Annotated in this window: 16 protein-coding genes and 1 pseudogene; 3 read left to right on the forward strand and 14 right to left on the reverse strand. The window is 61.4% G+C overall.

The genetic code is table 11. From position 1 onward, the window contains the following. The 4 genes and pseudogenes from GVL04_RS22940 to GVL04_RS22955 all read right to left on the reverse strand — a co-directional run. Nucleotides 1–111: pseudogene (locus GVL04_RS22940) on the reverse strand (class II fructose-bisphosphate aldolase); the annotation flags it as partial. A gap of 102 nt (nt 112–213) precedes the next feature. After that, nucleotides 214–885 carry a DUF5134 domain-containing protein gene (locus GVL04_RS22945; RefSeq protein WP_159708872.1) on the reverse strand — a complete coding sequence of 224 codons (672 nt, stop codon included), beginning with the start codon at nt 883–885 and terminating at the stop codon, nt 214–216. Between the two features lie 48 nt (nt 886–933). Further along, complete coding sequence (locus tag GVL04_RS22950; RefSeq protein ID WP_159708874.1) at nt 934–2,421, reverse strand: APC family permease; 1,488 nt, start codon at nt 2,419–2,421, stop codon at nt 934–936. A 340-nt stretch (nt 2,422–2,761) separates the two neighbouring features. Next, nucleotides 2,762–4,705, reverse strand: a complete 1,944-nt coding sequence (locus GVL04_RS22955) for a primary-amine oxidase (RefSeq protein ID WP_159708876.1) — start codon at nt 4,703–4,705, stop codon at nt 2,762–2,764. Between the two features lie 381 nt (nt 4,706–5,086). On the opposite strand from GVL04_RS22955, the gene GVL04_RS22960 reads away from it, so the two are divergent. Further along, nucleotides 5,087–6,559, forward strand: coding sequence for an APC family permease (locus tag GVL04_RS22960; RefSeq protein WP_235036413.1), 1,473 nt, complete (start codon nt 5,087–5,089; stop codon nt 6,557–6,559). Further along, nucleotides 6,556–7,296 carry an IclR family transcriptional regulator gene (locus GVL04_RS22965; protein ID WP_159708878.1) on the forward strand — a complete coding sequence of 247 codons (741 nt, stop codon included), beginning with the start codon at nt 6,556–6,558 and terminating at the stop codon, nt 7,294–7,296. The genes GVL04_RS22960 and GVL04_RS22965 overlap by 4 nt, the downstream gene beginning before the upstream one ends. An 84-nt stretch (nt 7,297–7,380) precedes the next feature. Here the strand turns inward: GVL04_RS22965 and GVL04_RS22970 are convergent, their stop codons facing one another. The 4 genes from GVL04_RS22970 to tkt form a co-directional block, all read right to left on the reverse strand. Beyond that, nucleotides 7,381–7,854, reverse strand: coding sequence for a ribose-5-phosphate isomerase (locus GVL04_RS22970; RefSeq protein ID WP_159708880.1), 474 nt, complete (start codon nt 7,852–7,854; stop codon nt 7,381–7,383). Nucleotides 7,855–7,867: 13 nt separating this feature from the next. Beyond that, nucleotides 7,868–8,578, reverse strand: coding sequence for a ribulose-phosphate 3-epimerase (gene rpe, locus GVL04_RS22975; protein WP_159708882.1), 711 nt, complete (start codon nt 8,576–8,578; stop codon nt 7,868–7,870). Between the two features lie 118 nt (nt 8,579–8,696). Further along, nucleotides 8,697–9,818 (reverse strand): transaldolase, encoded by a 1,122-nt coding sequence (tal, locus tag GVL04_RS22980; RefSeq protein WP_159708884.1) that lies wholly within the window; start codon nt 9,816–9,818, stop codon nt 8,697–8,699. A 41-nt stretch (nt 9,819–9,859) separates the two neighbouring features. Next, nucleotides 9,860–12,022, reverse strand: coding sequence for a transketolase (tkt, locus tag GVL04_RS22985; RefSeq protein ID WP_159708886.1), 2,163 nt, complete (start codon nt 12,020–12,022; stop codon nt 9,860–9,862). A gap of 201 nt (nt 12,023–12,223) precedes the next feature. Here tkt and GVL04_RS22990 point away from each other — a divergent pair, with 201 nt between their 5' ends. Next, the gene (locus GVL04_RS22990) at nt 12,224–13,495 is read left to right on the forward strand and encodes a response regulator transcription factor (protein WP_159708888.1); all 1,272 of its coding nucleotides are present in this window, start codon (nt 12,224–12,226) and stop codon (nt 13,493–13,495) included. A gap of 85 nt (nt 13,496–13,580) precedes the next feature. On the opposite strand, the gene gnd is transcribed toward GVL04_RS22990, so the two are convergent. From gnd to hxlB, 6 genes are all read right to left on the reverse strand, one after another. After that, nucleotides 13,581–14,465 (reverse strand): phosphogluconate dehydrogenase (NAD(+)-dependent, decarboxylating), encoded by an 885-nt coding sequence (gene gnd / locus GVL04_RS22995; protein ID WP_159708890.1) that lies wholly within the window; start codon nt 14,463–14,465, stop codon nt 13,581–13,583. Between the two features lie 93 nt (nt 14,466–14,558). Then, nucleotides 14,559–15,566, reverse strand: a complete 1,008-nt coding sequence (locus GVL04_RS23000) for a glucose-6-phosphate dehydrogenase assembly protein OpcA (protein ID WP_235036414.1) — start codon at nt 15,564–15,566, stop codon at nt 14,559–14,561. Beyond that, nucleotides 15,563–17,122 carry a glucose-6-phosphate dehydrogenase gene (gene zwf / locus GVL04_RS23005; RefSeq protein ID WP_159708892.1) on the reverse strand — a complete coding sequence of 520 codons (1,560 nt, stop codon included), beginning with the start codon at nt 17,120–17,122 and terminating at the stop codon, nt 15,563–15,565. The genes GVL04_RS23000 and zwf overlap by 4 nt, the downstream gene beginning before the upstream one ends. A gap of 44 nt (nt 17,123–17,166) precedes the next feature. Then, nucleotides 17,167–17,376, reverse strand: coding sequence for a hypothetical protein (locus GVL04_RS23010; protein WP_159708894.1), 210 nt, complete (start codon nt 17,374–17,376; stop codon nt 17,167–17,169). Nucleotides 17,377–17,502: 126 nt separating this feature from the next. After that, entirely contained in the window at nt 17,503–18,126 is a 624-nt protein-coding gene (gene hxlA, locus GVL04_RS23015) for a 3-hexulose-6-phosphate synthase (protein ID WP_159704091.1), read from the reverse strand. A 72-nt stretch (nt 18,127–18,198) separates the two neighbouring features. Next, complete coding sequence (hxlB, locus tag GVL04_RS23020) at nt 18,199–18,798, reverse strand: 6-phospho-3-hexuloisomerase (protein WP_159708896.1); 600 nt, start codon at nt 18,796–18,798, stop codon at nt 18,199–18,201. Nucleotides 18,799–19,039: the final 241 nt, after the last annotated feature.

Below are 19,039 nucleotides of genomic sequence, written 5' to 3' on the forward strand. Positions count from 1 at the left end.
CGCAGCATTCAGAGTCTGCGACGACGTCACGTTGACCGCGGGGAAAGCGAAACCGCCAGCCTTCGCACGGTCGATCATCTCGGAGTAAATCTCTGGGGTTGCAATGGGCATGGTGACTCCTATGCTGGGGCTTCGTCGAAGCGCTTGGTTGGCCGGCTGTTGGACCGGTGGTTTGGTGGGCGGCGCGGAATGGGTGAGAGACCTGGCTTCGATCTACATACTTGCGGCGGCGAACATCAGCGACATCGTCAACGCGGACCCCGCCTCGTAGGAACGCTCGAGAATGATGTGGGGCGGCCGGGAGGAGTTGCTCATGCCAAGCGCTTTTCCAGACCGAAGACGGGCAGCAACGCGATCGATCGGCAGGAGCCATACCAGGACGGCGAGGGCAAAGAGAGCAGCCAACAATTGCGCGGCCGGCTGCATCCACAGCGCGCTGACCGCAGGCTCTGATGGAAGAGCCGCGGCCAGCGCGTGACCGGCATGGGAGGCATACGCAGTGTGATCGACACCCACGGTTGCTGCTTCCTGAAGGGTTGCCGAATGGGGAAGGAGGAGCATAAAGACCATCGCTGCAAGCATCGCTGCGTGGTAGAAACAGCTGAGTCGACCGGAACGGGTGTGGCACACCAGTAGGAATTCGGCCCTGGAAACAGCCTGCAGCAGGAACCAGAAAGAGGCGACGCCGAACAGCAACAGCTGCGGTAGAAGTGGCAGCTCGACGCCGTGCCAGACCATGCCCAGCATGCCAATAGCCATGAGCGCATGAATGCCGTAGTTCCATGTGGATACCCATGAGCTGCGTCGGAATGCCCTGGTGAGGCAAAACACCGCGCCGGCGACAAGGAACAGGCTGACGGGGATGCTGAGGAAAGATGCCAGCACGGGAGTCTCCTTCGGGAACAGGACGGGGTTGGTACTGGAAGGGGTTCGTTAGCGGAAGTCGGTAACCAGTACTGCGGCCTCATCTTCTGCGTGGTTGTCCGAAGAGCTTGGAGTGGCTTCCTTCTTCTTATGGCGCCGCAACTCGTGCTGGGTATACAACCAAATGGGCAGGAACAGGGCCAACACAATGAAGGCGACCCAAGTGGGGGTCCAGCCGATTTCCAGGCTGTTTACGTAGACCACACCGATCACGCACAGTGGAACGTTGAACAGCCCAAAGATCAGGCCCATGATCTTCCAGTTCCTGGGAGCCTTGAATGGCCTCTCCAGGCCCGCGAAAGCAGGACCGTTGGCCTTGACATAGGCGAAAAGGCTGATGCCGTGGGCCACGGTGTAGCCAATTGCCGAGGCACCCAGGATCGCAGCAGCGCTGTTCATTGAGATAAAAGCCAGGTTGAAGGCTGCACCAACCAGCATGGCAACCCAGGGAGTTCCCCGGCGATTCGTCCGTCCGAGGATCCTGGGGAGATTGCCCTCCACCGACATTGAGTGCATTGCCCGGGTGGAACCCAGATAAGCGGTTTGGATGATCAGAATCATTGCGGCTATGAGCATGATGATGGTGATCATTGTGCCGGCCCGACCGAAAACGGCCTGGGCTACCGGGATCAGGGGCGATACGCGCTCGGCGATCACACCGTCAACTCCCAGGACACCGATAACTCCCGCCTGGAGCATTACGTACAAGAATAAGCAGATGATGCCGCACGCCAACAACGCCTTGGGGACATCTTTGGACGGATTCTTATATTCGGGACCATAGATGGCTGCCGTTTCCCAAGCGCAGGCGCTCCAGTGTGCGATCCCAAAGACGCCGAAGAGGATCAGGATATGGTGCCCGTCCCAGGCCCAGTCAGTCGGCCACCAATTTCCGGTGATGTTGATCATCTCAACATGGCCTGTCGCAAACGGTGCCACAGCCAGGATAACCAAGGGAATCAGGGAGACTGCCGCCAGGATGTAACCCAGGATTGCCCCATCTTTCAGACCGAACCAGCTCACCACGAACAGCCCGGTGAAGATCACCACGCCGGCGATCAACGCGAGCTGATACTCGCTGAATGTATCGCCCAGCGCTGGAAACAGCCCATGCAGGTAATTGCCTACCTGGATGGAGAAGATCGCCATGATGGGACTCCAGCCAAACCAATAGCTCCACGCGGTGAAGCCTCCGATCAGCTTGCCCTTGTCGTACTTGCCCTTGAAGTTCTCGGTACGAAAAACGTGCTGCGCAAAGCCAGGAAGGCCGGACGCCTTGGGAAAAGTGGTGGCCATTTCTGCGTATGCGGCATTCTGTATGAAGCCCTGAATGACCGACAATCCCCAGATGAGGATTGCAGCAGCAGAAAAATACATTGGTATATAGCCCAGGGACGGCAAAATCAGTAAGGGCACGCCCAATGCGATGGCCATACCCTGTTTCCAGTTGATTGACCGTTTCAGGTGATCGGCTTCATCCAAGCTGTTTTGACTCATGGCAATCTTCCTTTGACAACGTTGTCGGATACGTAGTGACGTCGGCACTTGGCCGCGTTTGAGACGGATCCCCCGCACGCCCGTCGAAGCACGCATGTAGGTACGGGGAAATTCCCGTTCTGGAGATGTGAAGTGTGGGCCATGCATGGGGCGATTGCCCGGTGCGCATGGGGCGACTGCCTGGTGCGCTGGTCTGCGAGGCGTTCGTTATGCCGAACGGGGCATGAAGGGTGAGGTCCCGGGGACCGCCGAGGCGGCCCTGCCGCCTGGCGGTCCCGGGGATCTCAGTGAAACGAGGTAAAGCAGTTACTGCCTGGTGCTAGTGACGTGGCTGTCCCACTTACTGGTTGTTGGTGTGGCAGCAGGTGTCGTTGGTGGTGGTGTTGGTTGTTCCGGTGGGGAGGTTGAGGGTGGGGTTTTGGTTGAAGAAGCCGTGGGGTTCGAGCATGAAGCCGATGTTTTGGCGGGGCATTACGGGCCAGTCTTCGAGGCGGACGACGTGGTGCATGCCGAAGGTGTACCAGATGACGAGGTCTTGGTCCACGATGTTCCGGTCTTTTTGGGTCCAGATGTGGAGTCCGTCGTTGGCGCCGGTGGCTTGGTTGGGGTATTCGCCGGCGGCGAAGCGTTCGGTGCGGTCGTAGGCGGTGACCCAGAGGTTGTTCCGGGCGAATTGGGCGCGTTTGGAGACGTAGGACTCGTCGCCGGCGGCGAGTTGGATGCCGTTGGTGGGGATGAGCCGGTACGCGACGGGTTCGTTGACGATGTTTGTTTTCTCGTGGTTGGCGATTTTCCAGAAGCGGTGTTTGGCGGAGTCGGTTTTGCGGATGGCTTGTTGTTCGGTTTCCAGGAGCCGGTCGACGGCTTTGAACGCGGTGTGGGTGGGGTTGTGTTCGGGGTATTCCATGTCCACTTCGTAGACGGCGTTGTTGGGGCCGTCGAGTTCGAAGTCCATGCGGACGTTGAACATGTGTTGGTGGATGGGGGCGTAGAGGCCGTCGTTGTTCAGGTTCTGCCCGTAGGGGCTCTTCTCGCCGGGGTTCTGCCCGGCGGTGGAGAGGATGCCGGTGGCTTTGACGAGGAATTCGATGGAGCCGTCCAGGAACAGGTGCCAGTAGAAGGCGTATTCGTAGTTCGCGACCGTGGCGATGAAGGAGATGACCAGTTTCCGGGACCGGCGGGTTTCGGCGGTGCCTTCGCGGAAGTCGAAGTGTTTCCACAGGATCGAGTCGTCTTCTTCGTGCATGCAGATCGCGTTCTCGATGGTCCACGGGTTGCCGTGGGAGTCCACGCTGTTCCCGTCGAAGTATTTGATCTCGCCCAGGCAGTCACAGCCCAGGGTCAGGGAGTTGGCCATGTTGCCGATGTTGTATTCACCGGAATCGAAGGCGTTCTTCTTGGCCTGGACCGGTGCGGTGTCACCGTACGGGACCACCATTTCCGAGAGCGAGGCCCGGTTGATGACCGGGCGTTCGACGCCCTGGTCGCGGAACTTGAGCTGGTGCAGGACCAGGCCTTCACGCGGGGTGAACCCGACCCGGAAGGACCAGTCGGCCCACTGGACGTGGTTGCCGGTGACCGTGAAGGAGGCCCCTTCGGGCTGGGTGATGCTGATCGGCTTCAGGTCCGTGCGGGCCTCACCGACGTACTTGGGCAGGTAGTTCCCCCGGGCGGACGGGACCGGGATGGCCTGGTCGTCTTCGAGACGGACGACTTTACCGGCCGAGAGGTCATAGAACACGATGAAGTTCTCGATCGGGTGCGCGTACGGGCTGTCATCGGGTTCGTCACGGACAAACACCAGGGCACGCATCAACCGCCGGCCTTCGGCGTCTTCACCGAAATACCCCACCGACCACGGCTCGAAACAGACCAGGTCCAGGTCCGTCAGGCCCCGCTTGGCCAGGGCCGCGATCACGTCCGGGTCCTTCCGGCACGCTTCCTCGCACTCAGCGAACTCGTCCAGCATGAACGGGGGCTGGACATCCGCGGCGAGCTGGGTCCACCGATCCACCGTGCCGGCGTCAAGATCAACAACAGCCTCGTACGAACGCGCCCCGGCACGATCAACCAGGACCGCGTCAGCCTCACGAGCGACCTGCACACCATTACGCAGATCCTCCTTCGCCGGCTCACGCAGCTCAACACTGATAAAACGGAACGACTCCGCCGCCGCAGGACCCTCCTTCAAAATCGCCACAGCACGGGAAATCTCCTCCCGCGACAACGGATCCAACGGGTGCGAAACCCCCACAAGAACCCCAGTTTCAGCATTCAAAGTCATGATTTTCTCCTTGGTTGGTCAAACTTCCCCAGGCTTGGCAGTCGAAAGGTTCCGTGGCCCTGCTCTTGAGGAGCGGTCTGCTGCGTAAAAGACGGCGCTGACGGTCATCCCGAAAGACTCGTGCAGGGCCGTGATGCCGGTCACTTGCACTCCGTCTGTGTAGAAAACCTACGGCATCGAATTCCTTCAGGCGAGACTTTTTTGGACATTGCCCTGAGAACTTCCGAACCCTGATTTCTCAGTGCAGTTAACATGCTGGAAACATTCGAAAGTAGGTTGTTTGACCTTTAATGCGGGTCGGCAATGCTAATGTTTGGCATCTCGGATCGATGACTTGCGATAGCGGGCGAGGGTGCCCGGCGGAGGGAAACTTGGTGTGTAATGTCTGCCCGCAGTGATCGCTACATCAGTGCCCAATCCCCGGTGGAGGGGCTACGGCGTCGGAGGCTTTCGTTCCTGCCGGTCTTCGCACAAGCAGTTGCCAACGTGGCACCTGCAGGAGCGATGTCGGTCATTCCGGCCCTGATCTTTCCCGGCCTGGTCTTTGGATCGTCCAGCCCCAACCTCTTGATGACGTTTGGCGCAGCCATGGCCGTCATCATCCTTGTTGCGTTGTGCCTGAGACCGATGGCACAACGCATGGCAGCCGTCAGCGGGCTGTACAGCTATACAGCCAGGGGCCTGGGGCCGCGAACAGCAATTTCCGCCGGCTGGTCAGCCGTCTTTGGATACGCCCTCGTGGCGATGGCCAGCTTGCTGGCTGTTGGTACCTATGTTGTTGAACTGTTTCTCAACCTTGGTCTCCCGATGGGTGATCCGAAGGTTTCCACGGCCGTGGTTATCCTTGCCGCAGCAGGCGCCGCGTGCTTCCTCATGGTCAGGGGGATACGGCTGTCCGCTTGGTCCACGTTGCTGATGGAATCCATTTCCATTGCGATTCTCACCGTGGTCCTCATTGTCTACTTCACCTTCAACGCATCGAATGTGAATCTCGACGGAGTGTTCTCCTGGCACGGAAATTTTGACTCGCTATGGATCGGCATCGTCGTTGCCGTGAGTGCCTTTGTCGGCTTCGAAAGTCCCACAACGCTGGGAGGAGAGGCCCGGAGGCCCTTCGTCAGCATCCCACGGGCCATCACGTGGACTCCCATCCTGGCGGGCGTCCTTTATCTCATTGCAGCGTCCGCCCAAGACGCAGCCCTCAGGGAGGCGCCGCCCGGCATCATAGCGAGCTCTACTCCACTGTCCAACCTGATTTCCAGTACCTCCCCCATGGTCGCGGCAGTCCTTGACCTGGGGATAGCGGCATCGTGGTTTGCTTGCGCGATTGCATCCGTTAACGCCCTTGCCCGGATACTTTTCTGCATGGGCAGGGAAGGCGTGGCCCTGCACGCGGTAGGACGGACCCACCCCGTCTTTCGAACACCGTCCACGGCAATCATGATGGTCATGCCTGTCATCGCGGGCGTTCCCATCATGGTGATCATCTTCGGAGTCAGCCCCGGAGTCGGCCTCGCGAACCTGTTCACGCTGGGCGCCTACGGATACTTGGGCTCGTATATTCTTGCCAGCGCGTCCTTGCCCTTCTTCCTTCGCCGGATCGGGGAAAGCACCAATGGCAGCTGGATTCTGGGAGCTGCAACCCCGTTGATCCTCGCTTTTGTGTTGTGGGCCGCTGCTACGGTTTCGATTCAGGCGGGCAACTTTCAGAGCCTCATTTACGGCGCCGTGCTCCTCGCCAGCGTCCTCTACGCGTCGTTCCTCCACTACCGGCAGCCCGGGCGTCTGGCATCCATAGGCATCTATGACGAGACCCGGCATTCGGACCTGTTTCATGACAGGCGCATCCCATGAGCTACAGGCCTTCCTACGCCGGGACCGGGCCGGCGGCAACCTCCCTGAGGATCCTGGAGGTCGTGGCCCGGTTCGGCACCGGGACAACAGCAAAAGAGATCACCGAAGCTCTCCAAATACCCCAGGCGACCGCCTACCGGGCACTCAACGCGCTCGTCGCGGACGAATACCTCGCCCGTACATCCAACCTCCGTGGCTTCGCGCTCGGGCACGCAATCACAGGCCTCATTACGGCTGCTGCTCCACCCACCGTTTCAACGGCGGCACGCGGTGTCATGGAACGATTCCGGAGCGGTAACCGCTTCGCCGTACACCTCGTCATGTACCGGAACGCTTCGCTGAGAATCGCCGACGAAGATCCGGACTATCCGCTTCAATCAGCATTCGAAATGCTTCGGCATCCACATGCCTCTGCCGCAGGGAAACTGATGCTTGCTGAGCTTGGCGACTCGTCATCTCTCCCGATGCGTCCGTTGGCGAAGTTGACGGAACACACCATCACAGACAGAGGCCAGTTGGAGGCGGCACTCGCGGACATCAGGGCCAACAAGCAGGCTTCGGAAGTAAATGAACTGGAACAAGGTTCCGCCAGCCTGGCATTTCCCATAGCAATGCCCGACGGTTCCCTCGGCGCGGCCCTCTGCCTCTTCGGTCCGTCAGCCCGGTTCCCGACGATCTGCGAGCAGGAAGAAGCGGCCCGCGACCTGACGTTGCGGCTGGAACCCCTGCTGTTCTGACCGGCATCCTTCTTTTACATACAACTACGCCGTCGACCTTCAGGACGACGGCGTAGTTGGTGAGCGGATTGTCTAACCGCAGGGCTAGTCGGAGACTACTCCGGTGGTTTCGTAGGTGGCGATCTTGCCGATCCTGCGCTCGTGGCGTTCGGCATTGGTGAACGGCTCCGCGAGGAATGCCTCGATCAGTCCGGTAGCTTCCTCGACAGTGTGCTGGCGCCCGCCAACGGCCACCACGTTGGCGTCGTTGTGCTGACGGGCCAGTTTGGCTGTGTCCAGGTTCCACGCCAGCGCTGCGCGGACGCCTTTGACCTTGTTCGCGGCGATCTGCTCACCGTTGCCCGATCCTCCCAGCACGATGCCCAAAGCCTCCACGCCTGCGGCCTGGTCATTGACGACGGCGGTCGCGGCCTTGATGCAGAAGGACGGGTAGTCATCTTCCGGGTCGTAGGAAGATGGCCCGTGATCCACCATCTCGTAGCCGCTGGCCGTCAACGCGGCGATGAGGTGCGAGCTGAGTTCCAGGCCCGCGTGGTCGGTTGCGATGTGAACGCGCATGTCAGATGGTCCTTCAGGCTTTCTGGAGTTCGTGGTTGGCGTTCCGTGCCGAAAAGGCAAGTTGCCCGTTCGTCCGGAGTGATTCGATGGCGTCGGCAGGTGAGGGCTTGCCGTAGACGGCGGAGCCTGCCACGAACACGTTGGCGCCGGCCTCGGCTGCGCGGAGGATGGTTTCCTCCGTGATGCCGCCGTCCACCTGGATGGCGACGTTCACCCCGGAACCCTCGACTGCCTCACGGGCGCGCCGGATCTTGGGGAGAACAACGTCCAGGAAGGCCTGGCCACCGAAGCCCGGCTCCACTGTCATCAGCAGCAGCATGTCCAGCTCGGGCAGCATGTCCAGGTACGGTTCCACCGGTGTTGCAGGGCGCAGTGCCATGCCGGCCTTCGAGCCCCGTGCGCGGAGCTCGCGGGCGAGCTTTATGGGGGCCATGGCCGCCTCCACGTGGAACGTCACCGAGTCCAATCCGGCGTCGGCAAAAAGCGGAGCCCAGCGGTCGGCGTCGGCGATCATCAGGTGGGCGTCCAGCGGCACGGGGCTGACCTTCTGCAACCTCTCCACAACCGGCAAGCCAATGGTTAGGTTCGGCACGAAGTGGTTATCCATGACATCCACGTGAACGGCATCGGCGTTGCTGATCCGGGCCAACTCGGCTTCGAGATTGACGAAATCGGCCGAGAGGATGCTGGGGTTGATGCAGCAAGTCAAGGGTGAAGTGGACATGATGTCTGCCTTTCGGTAACGGTCAAACGTGCAGTGGAGGGCGTGGAGACCCCACGACGGGGTCTCCACGCGGCCGGGTGGGTGCCAGTCTCGGCGGCACCGAAGAGCACCCGGAGGGTCAGGCTGCCCTGCGTGCAGCGGCGAGGGCGCCTTCGACGTCGGCCAGGAGTTCCTTCCAACTGGCCACGAACTTCTCCAGGCCTTCGGACTCAAGGACGGAAACCACCAAGGCGTAGGAGATCCCTTGGGCCTTTATGGCGTTCAGGACTTGTTCGGCTTCGTCGTAGGTGCCCGTGATGGTGTCACCGGTAACTACGCCGTGGTCGAACGTGGCGTCGAGCGTCTTTTCCGGCATGGTGTTGACCAGCCCGGCGGCCGCCAGTTCGGTGACGTAGAGGGTGTCCGGCAGGGCCGGGTCCTTCACGCCGGTCGATGCCCACAGCGGACGCTGCGGTCGTGCTCCGGCAGCGGCGAGGACGGCCCAGCGTTCGGTGGAGAAGAGCTCTTCATAGACCTGGTAGGCCAGCCGTGCGTTGGCGACACCGGCCTTGCCCTTGAGTGCCTTGGCATCGGCGGTTCCGATGGCGTTAAGGCGCTTGTCGATTTCGGTGTCGACCCGGGAGACGAAGAATGAGGCCACGGAGTGGATCTTGGAGAGGTCGTGACCGTTGTCCCGTGCCAGTTTCAGGCCCGTCTGGAAGGCGTTAATGACAGCCCGGTAGCGCTCCAGGGAGAAGATCAGGGTCACGTTGACACTGATACCTTCGGCCAGGGTTGCCGTGATGGCGGCCAGGCCTTCCAAGGTTGCCGGAATCTTGATGTGGACGTTGTCCTTGTCCACCTTCTTGTAGAGGCGCTTGGCCTCTGCAATGGTGCCCTCGGTGTCCCAGGCCAAGCGGGGGTCCACCTCTATCGAGACTCGACCGTCCACACCATCGGTGGCGGCGGCGATCGGCGCGAACAGATCGCAGGCGTCAGCGACATCCGCAGTGGTAATCTCGAAAATCGTCTCCTCAACGCTGGCACCGGCCGTGGCCAGCTCTGCGATCTTTGCCTCGTAGTCCTTGCCGGAGGTGATCGCTGCTTGGAAGATGGACGGGTTGGTGGTCACGCCTACAACGTTCTTTTCGTCGATGAGCTTTTGCAGGCTGCCACTGGACAGCCGTTCGCGTGAAAGGTCATCCAACCAGATGGAAACGCCTGCGGCGGAAAGCTGTGCTGTGGGTGTTGCGTTGGTCATGGCTTATGTTCTTCCTTCGAAATTTGAGCGCAGTTGCGGAGTCAGTTACTGGCGGCGGCCAGGGATTCCATGGCCGCTGCGGTTACTGCTTCAGTGGTGATACCGAATTCCTGGAACAGGCGCTTGTAGTCTGCCGAGGCACCGAAGTGCTCCAGTGATATGGAGCGACCGGCATCGCCCACGAATTCGCGCCAGCCCAGTGCGAGGCCGGCTTCAACCGAAACACGGGCCTTCACGGAAGCGGGGAGCACGGACTCGCGGTAGGCCTCGTCCTGCTTGTTGAACCACTCAACGCACGGCATGGACACAACACGGGTGGCGATGCCCTCCGACTGGAGTGCTTCACGGGCCTCGACGGCGAGCTGGACCTCGGAACCTGTGGCGATCAGGATGACCTGCGCGTCAACGCTCGCGCCGTCCTTGGATGCCTCGGCCAGCACGTAGCCGCCCTTGGCCACCCCGGCCGGGGAGGCGAAGGTGTCACCGGTGGCTGCGCCCTCACCGCGGGCGAAAGTGGGAACATTCTGGCGGGTCAGGACGATGCCGGCCGGGTTCTCGTGGTTCTCCAGGATGGTTTTCCACGCGATACCAACCTCGTTGGCGTCACCGGGACGGACAACGTCCAGGCCCGGGATGGCGCGAAGCGAAGCGAGTTGCTCGACCGGCTGGTGGGTGGGACCGTCTTCGCCCAGGCCGATGGAGTCGTGCGACCACACATAGATGGACGGAACACCCATCAGGGCGCCGAGGCGAATTGCCGGCTTCTGGTAGTCCGAGAAGATCAGGAACGTGCCCGAGAAAGCGCGGGTGCGGCCGTGCAAGGAAATACCGTTGACGATCGACGCCGCTGCGTGCTCACGGATCCCGAAGTGCAGTACGCGTCCGTAAGGGTTGCCCTTCCAGGTGTCCGTGGAACGCGAGGCCGGAATGAACGACGGCGAGCCTTCAATCGTGGTGTTGTTCGACTCGGCGAGGTCGGCCGAGCCGCCCCAGAGCTCAGGAAGGACCGGTCCGATGGCGTTCAGGACCTTGCCGGAAGCCGCACGGGTGGAAACATCCTTGCCGGCTTCAAACACGGGAAGAACGGCGTCGATGCCTTCAGGGAGCTGCTTGGCTTCGATGCGCTCCAGCAACGCGGCGCCTTCAGGGTTGCCTTCCTGCCAAGCGCTGAAAGCTGCGTCCCACTGTTCGCGTGCAGCCGTGCCCCGGTCAACAACCTTGCGGGCATGTGCCAGGACTTCTTCATCAACCTCGAAGGACTTGGCCGGATCGAAACCGAGCACGGCCTTCACTGCTGCGACTTCCTCGGCGCCCAACGCGGAACCGTGGATCTTGCCGGTGTTCTGCTTCTTCGGAGCCGGGTAGCCGATGATGGTACGCAAGGAAATGATGGACGGCTTGGAGGTCTCTGCCTTCGCTGCGAGCAAGGCGGAGTACAGTTCCTGCAGGTCCTCGACGTAGTTTCCGGTCTTGGTCCAGTCCACGCGCTGGGTGTGCCAGCCGTAGGCCTCGTAGCGCTTCAGTACATCCTCGGTGAAGGCGATGTCGGTGTCGTCTTCGATGGAAATGTGGTTCTCGTCGTAGACCACTACGAGGTTGCCCAGTTCCTGGTGTCCGGCGAGCGAAGACGCCTCGGAGGTCACGCCTTCCTGGATGTCGCCGTCGGAGGCGATGACCCAGATGGTGTGGTCGAACGGCGATTCGCCGGCGGGAGCATCGGCGTCGAACAGGCCGCGTTGGCGGCGCTGCGAGTATGCGAACCCCACAGAAGATGCGAGTCCCTGGCCGAGCGGGCCGGTGGTGATTTCCACACCGGCGGTGTGCTTGTACTCGGGGTGGCCCGGAGTCAAAGCACCCCAAGTGCGCAACGCTTCAAGGTCCTTGAGCTCCAGCCCGTAACCGGACAGGAACAACTGGATATAAAGGGTCAGCGAGGAGTGGCCAGGAGAGAGGATGAAGCGGTCACGGCCGATCCAGTCGGGATCACGAGGATCGTGGCGCATGAGCTTCTGGAACAGCAGGTACGCTGCCGGGGCGAGGCTCATTGCAGTGCCCGGGTGGCCGTTACCGACCTTCTCCACGGCGTCGGCGGCCAACACGCGGGCGGTGTCGACGGCGCGCTGGTCCTTGGACGTCCAGTTGAGGGTTGCGGGTACAGGATCTGCGTTGCTGAAGGTAAGAACCGCACTTGCTGTCGGATTCATGAGCTATCCCCTTTGATATGGTGGTCGGCCCAAGTGGCCGCATCCATGCTTTGTGGTTGGTTCCCATGCTCCCGAAATAAACAGGTAGGGGAAACACTGTTTTCTGACAGTTTTTGACTACACTTTAGGACAGGGTGTTTTCACCCCGGTAGGTTTCGCATCGTCGCGCAGCCACCGTATGAACCCAGCAAGGAATCTGCCATGTCCCCTTCAGACCTCCCTTGGCCGCTGTTGCGTTCCGTGGCAGCACTGGCCGACGCCCCTTTGTCCCAGATCGCCGAACGGCTGCGTGAAGCCACGCTCCCGTCCGTCGGGAGCAGCGCACTGGTTATCTTCACCGAAGACTGCACCGGGCGGCCGCAGAAAAAGGCAGGCTCTGAGGACATCATTTCCAAGGTCTCCATCGCTGAACTGGACACACTCCGAGCCGCGCTTCCGGACGAAGGCCCTTGGTTCGGCGAAGCTGAGCTTGCGGGAAAGCCCCGGCAGGCGATGGCCCTCAAACACGCCGCCAGCAATGCCCTGCTGGTGATCACCGACCCCCTTCCCGCCGATCCCGGGACCGGCGGGCTGGACTTGGTGGCCTTCCTCTGGGACATCACCGCCCGGCGGATCCAGGAAAAAGTGGCTGATGCGCCGCCGTCGTACTTGCTGGAATCCCGCGCGGCCTCAGCGGAACGAATCCGCGTAACGGCCGAACTGACCGACCTTCATTCCACCACCCTCGAAACGCTCCTGGCCGCCCTTCGCTCGTCCTCCATGGACCACGCCACTGCCCGTACCACGGTCACCGACCTCGCCGCCAGGGCCCTTGTGGGTCTGCGCACGCACAGTGACCGCACCACGGATCTGGTGAAGGAACCGGTAGCGAAAGCCTTTGAACGCCTGCGCGAAGACCTGCGTCCGCTCACGAGTTTCAGCGGCATCGAGGTCCAGTTCATCGAGCCGCCCCTGAACGGCAGGGCCCTCCCCGGCGAAGTTGCGCACGCAGCACGCGCAATCGTCCGCGGACTGGTCTTGGTCATGATGGAACAACCGGATGTCACCAGGATCCGGACCCACTGGGATTGCGACGGCGAGAACCTGTTGATCAACGTCCGGGACGACGGCGGCGGCGCGCTCACCACCGAGGATCCGAGCATCAGCCGCCTGGACCGCAGGGTCCAGGCACTGACCGGGCAACTGCGCATGGACGTCATGTCAGGCTGGGGCGCGGATGTGTTCGTTTCACTTCCACTGGACTTGCCCGCACGTCCGGCCGGAGATGTCGCTGGATGGAACCTCGCCGCCCGCGAACTCGAAGTGCTCCAGCATCTCGCCTCCGGACACCGCAACCGCACCATAGCGTCGTCGATGGGCATCAGCGAGAACACGGTCAAGTTCCATGTTCGGAACCTCTTTAAGAAGCTCGACGTCGGTTCCCGCACCGAAGCGATCGCGCTGGCCCACAGCCACGGCCTGAGGCAGTCGTAGGCATGCAACTCGGTCGAAGCTACTCGAAAGGGTAGGTTCGAATGTGGTGCCTGCGTGAATCTGGTGCCTGCGTGAATTTGGGTGCCTAGGCGGCCGGCCTTGTGGCGTGGCCGCCAAACTGGTGCCGGAGGGCGGAAACCATCTTCATGGCCGGGGAGCTCTCCTCACGGGACGCGAAGCGGGCAAACAGCGCCGCTGTGATGACGGGAGTCGGAATGGCATTGGCAATGGCTTCCTCCACGGTCCACCGACCTTCGCCTGAATCTTCCACGTAATCGCCGATGTTGCGGAGGCCCGGGTCTTCTTCCAAAGCCCTGACCAGCAAATCAAGAAGCCAGGATCGCACTACCGTTCCCTTCTGCCAGGCACGGAAGGTTCCGGGCAGGTCGGTGATGATCGCCTTTGACTCAAGTAGCTGGTATCCCTCGGCATAGGCTTGCATCAAGCCATACTCAATGCCGTTGTGGACCATTTTGGAGTAATGGCCGGCGCCGACTCCGCCGACGTGGACAAAACTGTCCGCCCGTTCTCCCCCAGGCCTCAAAGCGTCAAACACGGGGAGCGCGCGCTCGATGTCGGCCCGCTCTCCCCCGACCATGAGGCCATAACCGTTCTCCAACCCCCAAATGCCGCCGGAAACCCCACAGTCCGCGAACTTTATTCCGTTGGCCGCCAGCAATTCGCTGTGCTTCTGGTCCTCCGTGAACCTTGAGTTTCCGCCATCAATCACCAGGTCGCCCGGGGTGAGCTTCGCACTCAGCTCGGCAATAACGGCTTCGGTCACGGCACCGGCTGGAACCATCACCCAGATGATCCGGGGCGACGGCACTGCCGCGAGGAGCTGGTCCAATGACGCCGCATCGGTGACATCCGGGTTGGGGTCATAGCCGGTAACTTCCACGCCGCTGTTGCGCAACCGTTGGCGCATGTTGAAGCCCATTTTTCCGAGGCCAATCAATCCGATGTGCATGTATCAGCTCATTCCTTCGTGGTGGTGCGGTGGCTTGAATGACGACGGCGCCGTCATCGTTTGGTTGATGACGGCGTCTTTGCCGGTGGAGGCTTAGTGCGCCCTGGCCAGGGCGTCATCAACCTGGCTGAGGGCGGAAACCAAGGCCTCCACGTCCACATTGTCCCGGCGGTTGAGGTTCTCGTGCTGCACACGCGACATGTCGAAACTGCGAACCGTCTCTCCGAAAATGTCGTCCGGATCGAGTCGTCGGAGTTCTTCTGCAAGGCAGTCCTTGAGGCTGCGCCTGGCAAGGGTGATGCGCTGGGCGGGCTGCCCGGGCTGGGTCAGCTCGGCTACCGTGTGGCCTGGTCTGGACAGTCGGATGACACCGGAGGCAGACATGAGCCGCACACCGCGGATCCCTGTGCCTGGAGGATCTGCCACGATGGTGACCGGAGCCTGCAGGGCAAGGCTCAGCCAGGCGGCCAGCAGCAGCGTGCTGGGGGAGTCCGAGGCACCTTCAACGGCAACGGCAGACACGGGGTCGCCGTCCACTTGGTCGAAGACAGCTGCGAGTTGCATGCGCCAGTTGGTCAGGCGGGTCCAGGCGAGGTCGGTGTCGCCGGCTTTGTACGTGGCGCGGATGTTTTCCAAGGCCCGGCGGGGGTCCGGTTCGTTGGCTGAGTCCGTGATGCGGCGGTGCGCGATGCGGCCGATGGAGGTTTCGCAGGCGCTTTCCGGGGCGCCGTGCGGCCACCAGGCCACGATCGGCGCGTCCGGGAGGAGCAGGGCCGCGACCAGGGATTCGCTTTCGTGGGCCATGTGCCCGTGGCCGCGCAGCACGATGACCTCGGACGCGCCGGCGTCCCCACCGACACGGATCTGCGCATCGAGACGGTCCGGGCCTTCAACACCGGCGTCGGCCAGGACAATGATCCGGCAGGGATGTTCCCGGCTGGCCTCATTGGCTGCCTCGATGGCTTCTTCTTCCTGCCCGGACTTGGTCACCACCACCAGGGTCAGCACACGACCCAAGGCAATCACGCCGCCCTGCTCACGCAGGGACATGATCTTCTTGGAGATCTTGGAGGTAGTGGTATCGGGAAGATCTACGATCATGGCCTTCTCCAGGTTCGTCCGTCACGGGCCAGCAGAGCATCAGCCGAGGCCGGTCCCCAACTGCCGGGTGCGTAGGGTTGCGGTTGTTCATCCAGCCCGGCCCAGTACTCCTCGAACGGGTCCAGGATCTTCCAGGACAGCTCCACTTCCTGATGCCGTGGGAAGAGCGGCGGTTCGCCCAGGAGCACATCCAGGATCAGCCGTTCGTAGGCTTCGGGGCTGGACTCGGTGAACGAATGGCCGTAGCCGAAGTCCATGGTCACGTCACGGACTTCCATCTGCGTGCCCGGGACCTTGGACCCGAACCGGATCGTCGCGCCCTCGTCGGGCTGGACCCGGATCACCACGGCGTTCTGACCGAAATCGTCCTCACCGTGATCACGGAACAACAGGTTCGGTGCCCGCTTGAACACCACCGCGATCTCGGTCACGCGACGGCCCAGGCGCTTGCCCGCACGCAAGTAGAACGGCACACCATTCCAGCGCCGGGTATTGATATCCACCCGGATCGCCGCGAACGTCTCGGTCTTCGAATCAGCCGGGATACCGTCCTCATCCAAGTAGCCCAGGACTTCCTCCCCGCCCTGCCAGCCACCGGTGAACTGACCCCGCGCCGAATGCGTGGACAGGTCATCGGGGAGCTTGACCGCCGCCAGGACCTTTTCCTTCTCCGCCCGCAAATCATCGGCGTTGAAGGAGATGGGCTCTTCCATCGCGGTCAACGCCAGCAACTGCAGCAAGTGGTTCTGGATCACGTCACGGGCAGCACCCACGCCGTCGTAATAGCCTGCACGCCCACCCGTGCCGATGTCCTCGGCCATGGTGATCTGCACATGGTCCACGTAGTTGGCGTTCCACAACGGTTCGAACAACTGGTTCGCGAAACGCAACGCCAGGATGTTCTGCACCGTCTCCTTACCCAGGTAATGATCGATCCTGAACACCGCATCAGCCGGGAACACCGACTCCACAATGTCGTTCAGCTGCCGGGCCGACTCAAGGTCATGCCCGAACGGCTTCTCGATCACCACACGCCGCCACTGACCCGGCTTGGCCTGCGCCAGGCCGTGCTTGGAGAGCTGCCGGCAGACCTGCTCAAACGCCTTGGGCGGGATCGACAAGTAAAAACCATGGTTCCCGCGGGTACCACGGGTCTCATCCAACTCATCGAGGACATCACCGAGGCGCTCAAAAGCGTCGTCGTCGTCGAACTCGCCCCGAACAAAGCGGATACCGGAAGCGAGCTGCTCCCACACTGCTTCGTCGAACCTGGTTCGTGCGTGGGCCTTGACGTTTTCCTTGACCTCCGCCGCGAAATCCGCGTTGTCCCAGTCGCGGCGGCCGAAACCCACCAAAGCAAAACTCGGAGGCAACAACCCACGATTCGCGAGGTCATAGACCGCCGGCATGAGCTTCTTACGGGCAAGGTCACCGGTGACTCCGAAGAACACCAACGACGACGGCCCGGCAATGCGGTTCAGGCGCCGATCCCGCGGATCCCGCAAAGGATTCCGCAGGCGGGTCCTTACCGGAGATTCAGTGTACGTATCCAACATTGTTGCCTTCTAACTTTCGAGGCAGTGCCGTGGTGAACCAGCGGTCACGAGAGTATCTGTTCGCGGGTCTCCCCAAACGGAACAGCGTCGCTCAGGGCGAGCGTGTAACGGCCAGGCTCATGGCGCGTGACCAATATTCCTGCAAACCGCTGGGGCGTTTGCCGAAGCACTGCCTCAGCTTCGTCGAGCAACTCGTTGACGCGGCCGGGCTCACTCACCATGACGTCCACTTGCTCATTAGCCAGACAAAGCATTGTGATCAACTTCCTTCCCAGGGATCAGGGTCCCCCAAACTCCAACCCCTGATCGTTGCCCGTGGATCGAAAAGGTGGCGCCCCGCGGCTTTCACCTTTGCGGGACGCCACCTTCGGTCAAATTACTTAGACGATGGCGGCGCGGAGGGCCTTAGCAGCCAGGGCAGGGTCCTCGGCACCGTAAATGGCGCCACCGGCGACGGCGACATCAGCACCGGCGTTCTGCACATCACCGATCGTGGCCAGCTTCACGCCACCAGCAACCGAGAACGGAACACGGGCCTCAGCACCAGCACGCAGCAAACCATTCAAGTCAAAGCCCGGCTTGGCCTGCTCATCCAGGCCAGCGTGCATCTCCACGAACTTCGCACCCAACGCACGAACTTCCTTGGCACGCGAAACCTTGTCCGCAATACCGATCAGGTCAACCACAACACCCTTGTTGTGAGCCTTGGCAGCCTTGACCGCACCAGCAATCGTCGAATCATCAGCAGCACCAAGCACGGTCACCAGGTCAGCGCCGGCCTTGAACGCAATATCAGCCTCAAGCTCGCCGGCATCCATGGTCTTCAAATCAGCAAAGACAATCTTGTCCGGGTGGGCATTCTTAACCGCGGTAATAACCGACAAGCCCTCAGCCTTAATCAACGGGGTACCCAGCTCGATGATGTCAACGTACTCGGCAACCTGGCCAGCCAGCTCAAGAGCAGCCTCGGTAGTCAGCAAATCAATAGCAACTTGGAGTTTCATGATGTTTTTCCTTCTTTATGAACTGCGATTGGATAGGGGAAATCTGGGTTCTGTCGCTTGGGGTGTGCGGTTTTACTCGAGGTTTGCGTGGCGCAGCCACAGCTGTTCGGCCGGCTGCTGATCGCTGTCCCAGAGGGACTGGAAGATGGCTTCCGTTGCCAGGAACAGGGCCTGCTCGAAGAGCGAGCCGGAGTACTGCCGGGAAACGGCAGAGCCATGGTCGGTCTTCTGGGCGGCCGGGATGATTACCAGTGCGTCGGCAAGACCAGCGAGCGGCGAGTCCGGGTTGGTGGTGAACGCTGCAATACGGGCACCCGCCTTGGCCGCCGTTTCTGCTGACTTGACCACGCCGGATGTTGTTCCCGACCCGGAGGCCACCAGGAGCAGATCCCCGGAAGCGATTGCCGGCGTGGTGGTATCGCCCGCGATGTGGACTGTGAGGCCCAAGTGCATCAATCGCATGCCGGCCATTCGCAGGACCAAACCGCTTCGGCCTGCGCCGGCGACAAAAATGCGGCCCGGGTGGCTGAGGTGACTCGCGAGGCGGGCCATCTGCTGTTCATCAATCTTTGCCGCGGTGCCCGTGATCTCGTCCCTGACGAGGGCAAGATTGCGGACAATGTCGGATGCTGTGGTGTACGCGGCAGTCGTCGCGCTTGCTGTCGGATTCACGATTTGTCCCCTTCGATTCGGTCCTCGTCCTGCGGCGGCCGAGGAGTTCTTTTCGGTTGACAACCATGTTTCCGAATCAGAGGGGGTGGGGTAACACTGTTTTCTGACGGTTCTTCCTACACTTAAGGAGTGGTCCCCCTGCGCTCAACAGTTTCAGCGGGGTCGCACACCTTCAAAAGATGCTCAGTTGAATCGATACTTTCAAGTAACTCTCCTCTGTAGTATTGAAGCCACCCGCAGT

Origin of the sequence: Arthrobacter sp. 18067, assembly GCF_902706295.1 — a bacterium.
Taxonomy (GTDB): Bacteria; Actinomycetota; Actinomycetes; order Actinomycetales; family Micrococcaceae; genus Arthrobacter.